The organism is Sphingopyxis sp., assembly GCF_035565275.1.
In the GTDB taxonomy this organism is placed as follows: Bacteria; Pseudomonadota; Alphaproteobacteria; order Sphingomonadales; family Sphingomonadaceae; genus Sphingopyxis.
Window position 1 is genome coordinate 1 of record NZ_DATMST010000022.1, and the last position, 4,103, is coordinate 4,103.

Consider the following 4,103-nt stretch of genomic DNA (forward strand, 5'->3'; position numbering starts at 1 on the left):
GCCAGCCGCAACCACGCCGCCCGGCCGAGCGCAGGCGCGCCGGGGTGCGAGCGGGTGACATGGAGCGGCGAGATGAATACGGCATTGGCCAAGGCGCCGCGCGCGCGGAGTGCCTCATACGTATCGTGGACGGGCATTGTCAGGAACAGGCCAAGCCGGTGTGCCTGAGCGGCATGGCGCGCGTCGCGCTGGCGGAGGTGGACCCCGCCGGCACCCCAGCGTGCCGCTGTCGCGGGTAGCCCGGCAAGCAGAAGCATGAGCCCCCGCGCCCTTGCTGTCCGCATCAGCCGTCGGAACAGATGCCAGCGCGCGCCGGGTGTAAGATGGTCGTGGCGAAATATGATCCCGCTGCCCGGCGGCAACAGCGCCGCCAGATCGAGTATTCCAGTCTTCGCGCGCGCGTCGCTGAACAACCATTGCCGCGGCAATCTGGAGGGCAGGGGGTGGCGCGCGGTCATCGCTCTTCCTATAGGCGCGTCGCGAGAGCGCGCAACGCGCGGAACGGGACAAGACGATGAGCGAAGCAGCAGAACGGCTGGCAGAGGTGCAGGCGCATATCGCAGGCGCCGCGCAGCGCGCGCAGCGGAAGCCCGGAGATATCCGGCTGATTGCGGTATCGAAAACGCATGAGGCGGATATGATCCGTCCTTTGATCGCCGCGGGCCAGCGCCATTTCGGCGAGAATCGCGTGCAGGAAGCGGTGGCCAAATGGCCCGGGTTGCGCAGCGAAACGTCCGATATCGTGCTTCACCTGATAGGCCAGCTGCAATCGAACAAGGCCGAGGAGGCCGTCCTGCTGTTCGACGCGATCCATTCGGTCGACCGCTCGTCGCTGGTGCAGGCGCTCGCGAAGGCGTGCGCCAAGACGGGCAAGCGGCCGCAGTTGTTCATTCAGGTCAATATCGGCGACGAGGAGCAGAAGGGCGGCTGCAGGGTCGCCGATCTCCCGGCGCTGCTCGCCGAGGCGAAGGATGCCGGGCTGGCGATCGACGGGCTGATGGCGATCCCGCCCGCCGATGTCGAACCCGCGCCCTATTTCGCGCTGCTCGACGAACTCGCCGAACGCCAAGGTCTAAAGCTGCGCTCGATGGGCATGAGCGGCGATTATGAAACCGCGGTGATGCTGGGCGCAACGCATGTGCGGGTGGGAACTGCACTGTTTGGAACGCGGAGCTGACCCACGCGAGGCGTGTCTTATACCGCTTCCATATTGCCTTGGCGCACGCGAGCCTTTAGCCTGCCTTCGATGAAGACCGCCCCGTGTACCACCTGCATCGGGTTCCCGCCTAACTGACGCGAGGAACTGTGAAGGCGCGCCGCGACGGCCGCGCCTTGCGACGAATGTCGTCTTCATCTCTCGCTGGCCGATCCGGCCGGCGACACCGCAGGTATTTCCAATGGACAATTTTTTCGAAAGTCCCTTCAAAGGGATAGCGCTCGACAAGCAGGTCACGCAGCCGAACATCCGGGTCGGACGCTTCAGCTATTATTCGGGCTATTATCACGGCCATAGTTTCGACGATTGCGCGCGTTTCATCCTTCCGGACGAGGATGCGGACAAGCTGATCATCGGCAGCTTCTGTTCGATCGGGTCGGGCGCGGCTTTCATCATGGCGGGCAATCAGGGCCACCGGAACGACTGGGTCAGCACCTTTCCCTTTTTCTGGATGCCCGAAGTCCAGGCGTTCGACGGCGCCCGGAACGGCTTTTGCGCAGCGGGCGACACGGTGATCGGCCATGATGTCTGGATCGGTTCGGAGGCGGTCGTCATGCCGGGGGTCCGCATCGGCGATGGCGCCGTCATCGGGACACGGGCGGTCGTGACCCGCAACGTCGAACCCTACACGATCGTTGGCGGTAATCCGGCTGCCGCGATCCGCCGCCGTTTCGACGATGGCGCCATCGCGGCGCTTCTGGAAATGCAGTGGTGGCACTGGTCCGAAGACCGGCTGCGCGACGCGATGCCGATGTTGTGCAGCGGCGATATCGCCGGCCTGCACGCGCTGTGGAACGGCTGGCAGCCGCTTTGAACCGTGGAGCGGAAAGCGGTCATCGCTTTCCGCCTTCGGGGTTTTGACGTCGACGCGTAACGGTGCCTTGCCCTGACGAGTCGCGATGCCGACATCCGCCCGAGGGAAGAGGCGGATTCGCGCGTGGCGCAATCGCCCGGCGTGGTTCATCCCGGGTAAAGCGGCGCGGGCGCTAATCGCTGGCCTGTCCCCCGCTTTTCGGCCACATGTGCGCGATGAAGACACCCCCGCCGTCTGCTTGGCTGAACGCCCTCGCCACCGCGGTTCCGGGGCACGATATCCATGCTGCCTTCATCGACTGGGCGACGCCGCGTCTTGCCGACAAACGCCTGCGCGCGCTCTTTGCACGAATGACCGCACGGTCGGGGATTGCGCATCGCTGGTCGGTGCTGCCTCCCACGGCGGCGGGCGGGTCGCCCGTCGCGGCGGGCGGCTTTTACGACGTTCCCGGCTTGCCTGCGACCTCGGCGCGCATGGCCGCCTATACGGAGCACGCTCCTGCACTGGCGATGGAAGCGATCGCTGCGCTTGGCCATGCGTTCGACCCGGCGCGCGTGACGCATATCGTCGTCGCGAGCTGTACCGGTTTCGTCGCGCCGGGGATCGACCAGATTCTCGCGCGGCGGCTGGGGCTTCCCCCTACTGTAGAGCGCGTGCTGATCGGCTTCATGGGCTGTTACGCCGGCATCACCGCGCTACGCACCGCGCGGCATATCGTGCGGTCCGAAGGCGACGCCGTCGTGCTGGTGGTCAGCGTCGAATTGTCGACGCTGCACCTCAGCCTCGCCGACGAGCCCGAGCCGCTGCTCGCGATGCTGCAATTCAGCGACGGCGCCGCAGCCGGTATCGTTTCGGCCGTGCCGCACGGGTTCGAACTGGGCGAAGGGCGCAGCCTCGCGCTCGACGACAGCGATGACCTCATCCGCTGGACCATCGGGGACAAGGGATTCGAGATGGTCCTGTCGGGCGAGGTGCCGGGGAGGCTGCGCGAGGCGCTCGCCGAACCGCGGGTGCAGCACGCTCTGTTCGGCGACGCCGGTGCGCCGCCACTTCTCGCGGTGCACGCCGGCGGCCGCTCGGTGCTCGATGCGGTCGAGCATGCGTTCGGCGTTCCGGCAGAAGCGCTCGCCGAAAGCCGCGCGGTGCTTGCGCGCTTCGGCAACATGTCGTCGGCGACAATCCTTTTCGTCCTCGCCGACATGATGGCGCGCGGCGCGCGCGGGGAAGGGATCGCGATCGCTTTCGGCCCCGGCCTCGCCGCCGAAGCGATCCGTCTCACCGGGTCATGACCCCCTTCGCCAGCCTTCGCACGCCGATCGAGGCGGAGGAGGAGATGGACGCCGCTGATCTGCCGCCCGCGCGCTACGCGAAGGTGCTCGCCGACCTGTCGCGCATCAACGGCCTGACGATGGCGCCGCGACCGACGCTCGGCTTTCTCGACCGCGTGCGAAAGCGCGGGGTGGGCGAGCGTCCGTTGCGCATCCTCGACGTCGGTTTCGGCGCGGGCGACATGCTCGCGCGGATCGCGCGCTGGGGCGAGCGGCGTGGGGTCGCGCTCGATCTTGCGGGCGTCGACCTCAATCCGAAGAGCGAGAAGGTCGCAAGACCGCGGCTTGACGGGCGCGCAAAGCTGATCACCGGCGATTATCGCGATCTCGCGGGGCAGCGATGGGACGTCGTCGTATCGAGCCTCGTCACCCATCATATGACCGCCGGCCAGCGCCGCGAATTCCTGCATTTCATGGAAAGCGAGGCGGCGCGCGGCTGGCTGGTCAACGACCTCCACCGCCAGCGCCTGCCCTTTGCCGGCTATCCGTTGCTCGCAGCCGTGGCATGGGTCGACCCGATCGTGCGCCGCGACGGGCAATTGTCCGTCGGGCGCAGCTTTCGCCGCGACGAGTGGCGGGCGATGCTTGCCGTCGCGCTACCCTTAACCGCGGGCGAATGCCGCATCTTCCGGAGTTTCCCCTACCGGCTCTGCGTCGAGCGCATCCGGTGACCGCGCTGCAGGCGATCGTCGTCGGCGCGGGGCCTGCGGGGGCAGCGGCGGCGATCGGACTGGCGCGAACGGGC

Annotated in this window: 5 protein-coding genes; 4 read left to right on the forward strand and 1 reads right to left on the reverse strand. The window is 67.3% G+C overall.

Annotated elements, in window-relative coordinates; translation table 11 throughout:
- A partial coding sequence (locus VN047_RS01775) for a thiamine phosphate synthase (protein ID WP_325539411.1) occupies window positions 1-458 on the reverse strand: 458 nt, incomplete at its 3' end.
- A gap of 56 nt (window positions 459-514) precedes the next feature.
- On the opposite strand from VN047_RS01775, the gene VN047_RS01780 reads away from it, so the two are divergent.
- The 4 genes from VN047_RS01780 to VN047_RS01795 all read left to right on the forward strand — a co-directional run bounded on the left by VN047_RS01780 (window position 515) and on the right by VN047_RS01795 (window position 4,029).
- Window positions 515-1,177 carry a YggS family pyridoxal phosphate-dependent enzyme gene (locus VN047_RS01780; protein WP_325539413.1) on the forward strand — a complete coding sequence of 221 codons (663 nt, stop codon included), beginning with the start codon at window positions 515-517 and terminating at the stop codon, window positions 1,175-1,177.
- A 220-nt stretch (window positions 1,178-1,397) separates the two neighbouring features.
- The gene (gene catB / locus VN047_RS01785; RefSeq protein WP_325539415.1) at window positions 1,398-2,030 is read left to right on the forward strand and encodes a type B chloramphenicol O-acetyltransferase; all 633 of its coding nucleotides are present in this window, start codon (window positions 1,398-1,400) and stop codon (window positions 2,028-2,030) included.
- A gap of 206 nt (window positions 2,031-2,236) precedes the next feature.
- Window positions 2,237-3,319, forward strand: a complete 1,083-nt coding sequence (locus VN047_RS01790) for a type III polyketide synthase (protein WP_325539417.1) — start codon at window positions 2,237-2,239, stop codon at window positions 3,317-3,319.
- Window positions 3,316-4,029 (forward strand): methyltransferase domain-containing protein, encoded by a 714-nt coding sequence (locus VN047_RS01795; protein WP_325539419.1) that lies wholly within the window; start codon window positions 3,316-3,318, stop codon window positions 4,027-4,029. The genes VN047_RS01790 and VN047_RS01795 overlap by 4 nt, the downstream gene beginning before the upstream one ends.
- Window positions 4,030-4,103 lie beyond the last annotated feature (74 nt).